Annotated in this window: 3 protein-coding genes and 3 pseudogenes; 3 read left to right on the top strand and 3 right to left on the bottom strand. The window is 41.4% G+C overall.

Annotated elements, in window-relative coordinates:
* From FTT87_RS15685 to FTT87_RS15675, 3 genes and pseudogenes are all read left to right on the top strand, one after another.
* The coding region (locus FTT87_RS15685) for an IS66 family transposase (protein ID WP_180175098.1) at positions 1-1,232 on the top strand (1,232 nt) is incomplete at its 5' end.
* A gap of 31 nt (positions 1,233-1,263) precedes the next feature.
* Positions 1,264-1,431: pseudogene (locus FTT87_RS15680) on the top strand (integrase core domain-containing protein); the annotation flags it as partial.
* A gap of 37 nt (positions 1,432-1,468) precedes the next feature.
* Positions 1,469-1,807, top strand: a pseudogene (locus tag FTT87_RS15675) (Dps family protein); the annotation flags it as partial.
* A gap of 85 nt (positions 1,808-1,892) precedes the next feature.
* On the opposite strand, the gene FTT87_RS15670 reads toward FTT87_RS15675, so the two are convergent.
* The 3 genes and pseudogenes from FTT87_RS15670 to FTT87_RS15660 form a co-directional block, all read right to left on the bottom strand.
* The gene (locus FTT87_RS15670) at positions 1,893-2,540 is read right to left on the bottom strand and encodes a peroxiredoxin (protein WP_086194912.1); all 648 of its coding nucleotides are present in this window, start codon (positions 2,538-2,540) and stop codon (positions 1,893-1,895) included.
* Between the two features lie 23 nt (positions 2,541-2,563).
* A complete protein-coding gene (locus FTT87_RS15665) occupies positions 2,564-2,971 on the bottom strand; it encodes a rhodanese-like domain-containing protein (RefSeq protein WP_004973758.1) in 408 nt (135 codons plus the stop codon).
* 70 nt (positions 2,972-3,041) lie between these two features.
* Positions 3,042-3,146 (bottom strand): annotated as a pseudogene (locus FTT87_RS15660) (IS5/IS1182 family transposase); the annotation flags it as partial.

The raw sequence follows: 3,146 nt of genomic DNA, 5'->3' as shown, positions 1-3,146 counted from the left end.
CAGATCATCTACACACCATCCGTATTGAGCATGAACCTGCATCAACCCAATGCAGTTGTGGCTGCCAGTTACGTCGTATCGGCGAAGATATCAGTGAAAAACTGCATTTCAGACCGGCACAGTTCTACAAGGAACAGCATGTCCGTGGCAAATGGGTCTGTGATCAGTGTGACACCCTGACTCAGCAAGCGATGCCTGCCTATGTGATTGATAAAGGCATTGCTTCACCTGAACTGCTCAGCCATGTGCTGGTATCGAAGTATGCCGATCATTTACCGCTGTACCGTCAGCGCCTGATCTATCAGCGGGCTGGCATTGATCTGTCCAGATCCACTTTATCTGACTGGATTGGTCGCTGCGGTGTGGAACTGGAACCTCTGGCTAATGCCTTAAAACAGGTGGTGTTGCAACAGCGGGTGATCCATGCCGATGAAACGCCGGTCACCATCATGCGGATGGGTGATGATGAGAAAAAACCGAAGAAAGGTTATGTCTGGGCCTATGCCACCACACAGTACAATCCAGTTCAAGCGGTGATCTATGACTTTCAGGATAGTCGTTCAGGTCAGCATGCTGAAGAGTTCCTGAAAGGCTGGCAGGGTCATCTGGTCTGTGATGATTACAGTGGTTATAAAGCACGCTTTAAATCAGGCCAGGTCATTGAGGTGGGCTGCATGGCACATGCACGTCGTAAATTTCATGAACTGCATGTGACCGGGAAAAGTCAGATCGCTGAACCGGCATTAGTGCTGATTCAGAAACTGTATGCCATAGAAGCAGAACTCAGGAAAAAGACCGATGGTACAGCAGAACATCGCCGCGAATATCGGCAAAAGCATAGTCAACCGGTGATGCAACAACTGTATGAATGGCTCAACCAACATTATCTGACGGTGCCATCGGGTTCTCCAACTGCCAAGGCGATCAATTACAGCCTAAAACGTTGGCAGGCACTCTGCCGCTATCTGGATGATGGTAATTTGCCTATAGATAATAACTGGATTGAAAATCAGATGCGCCCCTGGGCGTTGGGACGTAAGAACTGGCTGTTTGCTGGCTCGCTGCGCAGCGGCCAACGAGCTGCCAATATCATGACTTTAATCCAGTCAGCAAAGCTGAATGGACTGGATCCGTATGCCTATTTAAGTGATGTGCTGAAAAGGCTGCCGACGCATAAAGTGACCCAAATAGAAGAATTACTGCCACACCGCTGGAAATCCGACCAAAATTAAAAAATAGGCATGGGATTCAGCGGACGCTTACTATCTAAAAGCAGATTGGCAAGGTTTAGCAGATGTACAACTTGCGACACTAAACTGGGTAGATTGGTTCAATAAAAAGCGTGTACACAGTGCACTGGGTTATGTATCGCCTTTTGAGTTTGAAGCAATGTACTATGATAAGATTAACCCGTTAGGTCAGGTGGCCTAACTTAAATAAAAAAGTCTCCGACAAACCCGGTACGGTTCAGTTTAACAGCCTGCACAACATGTTCATGGACCAATATACTGAACAGTGGAATGCACTAGATGTAATTGCTGAGCGTATCCGTGCTTTAGGTTTTCCTGCACCAGGTACTTATAAGCAATTTATAAAATTAGCTTCAATCAAGGAAGTCGAGAGTGTTCCTAAAGCAAATGAAATGATTCAGTTACTGGTTAATGCACATGAAGCGGTTGCGAGAACTGCAAGAAGTATATTTGATGTTGTGGATGAGGCGAATGACCAGCCAACAGCAGATGTACTCACACAACGATTAGATATTCATGAGAAAACTGCATGGATGTTAAGAAGTCTTTTAGAATAAATTTTGTCAGATGATAAATAAAAATATGAGGCTAACTGCCTCATATTTTTATTACTACAATTTGAAGTAAAGAACTAATTTCAAATTATAGTGATTTAGTGCTATAGTACCAATCTACATAGTTGTAGCCTTCAGATTTACGTGTATCAGCAGCTTCCATTGTTACTGGTGGTGGCACAATCACTTCTTGGCCCGGTTGCCAATTTTCAGGTGTAGCAACTTTGTATTCATCAGAAGTCTGTAACGCTTTAAGTACACGAAGAAACTCATCAATACTACGTCCATTACTCATAGGGTAATAAACCATTGCACGTAAGATACCTTCAGGATCGATAATAAAAGTCGCACGAACAGCTGCTGTATCACTAGCACCTGGTTGGATCATGCCATAAGCTTTGGCAACTTCCATTGAAAGATCGGCAATAATTGGGAATGGGATTTTAATGCCAAAATTTTCTTCAATACTACGTGCCCAAGCAATATGTGAATGTACACTATCAATTGATAAACCTAATAGTTCACAGTTCAGTTCAGCGAATTGCTCAGCGCGAGTTGCAAAACCCATAAATTCAGTAGTACAAACAGGTGTAAAGTCAGCTGGATGTGAGAAAAGAACTAACCATTTTCCCTTGTAATCTTCTAAACTTTTCATACCATGAGTAGTTTTGGCATTGAAATTTGGTGCTGGCTTATTTAATTGTGGAAATGTTACAACTTCATCTAGGTTAGACATTTACAGTCTCCTTAGGGGGGGAATTAATTTAAATAAGAAATGGTTGGATAACCTGCATCAATCCAAGCTTGCATACCACCTTCTACAGAATAAAGTTTTTCAAATCCCATATTTTGAAGTGCTTGAATTGATAGAGCTGAACGAGCTCCTGTACCACAGATTAAATAAATATCTTTTTCTGATAGTTCCTGTAAAGAATGTTCAATTTCGCAATGGTGATTCACTAGGGGATGTTGGGCTATTTTCATTTCCAGCATCCCTCGTGGAAAATTTACAGCTCGATCAATAGCTACAGTTTTGTATTCTTCAGGTTCACGAACGTCTATTAAAATTAAGTCAGGATATTCTAAATATTTCTCGTAGAGCTTCTCGACTTTTATTTCAATAACCTTATTTTTAGTTTCAGCTATTAGCTGGTTTGGGGTTTTCATAATATCCTTTTGAAGTAGATATCAATATAGTTTATATATTTATAATATAATAGATCTCTTGCGAAAGTCATTATTGAAAATTTATCCGGTTTACCAGTGCAGCGATTAAGTTAATGCGTAAACCGAATCTTTTCCGTCTATTTCGATAGCGTTCACTTAATATTCTAAATGTTTT

The sequence above is a fragment of the Acinetobacter sp. YH01022 genome (genome assembly GCF_013420235.1).
GTDB lineage: Bacteria > Pseudomonadota > Gammaproteobacteria > Pseudomonadales > Moraxellaceae > Acinetobacter.
The sequence above is the reverse complement of the archived record's forward strand: the minus strand, read 5'-3'. Positions and strand labels throughout refer to the sequence as shown.

Bases quoted from the DNA above. Each gene is read 5' to 3' on its own strand.
- FTT87_RS15670 (WP_086194912.1), bottom strand. From the start codon at position 2,540: ATGTCTAACCTAGATGAAGTTGTAACATTTCCACAATTAAATAAGCCA.
- FTT87_RS15665 (WP_004973758.1), bottom strand. From the start codon at position 2,971: ATGAAAACCCCAAACCAGCTAATAGCTGAAACTAAAAATAAGGTTATT.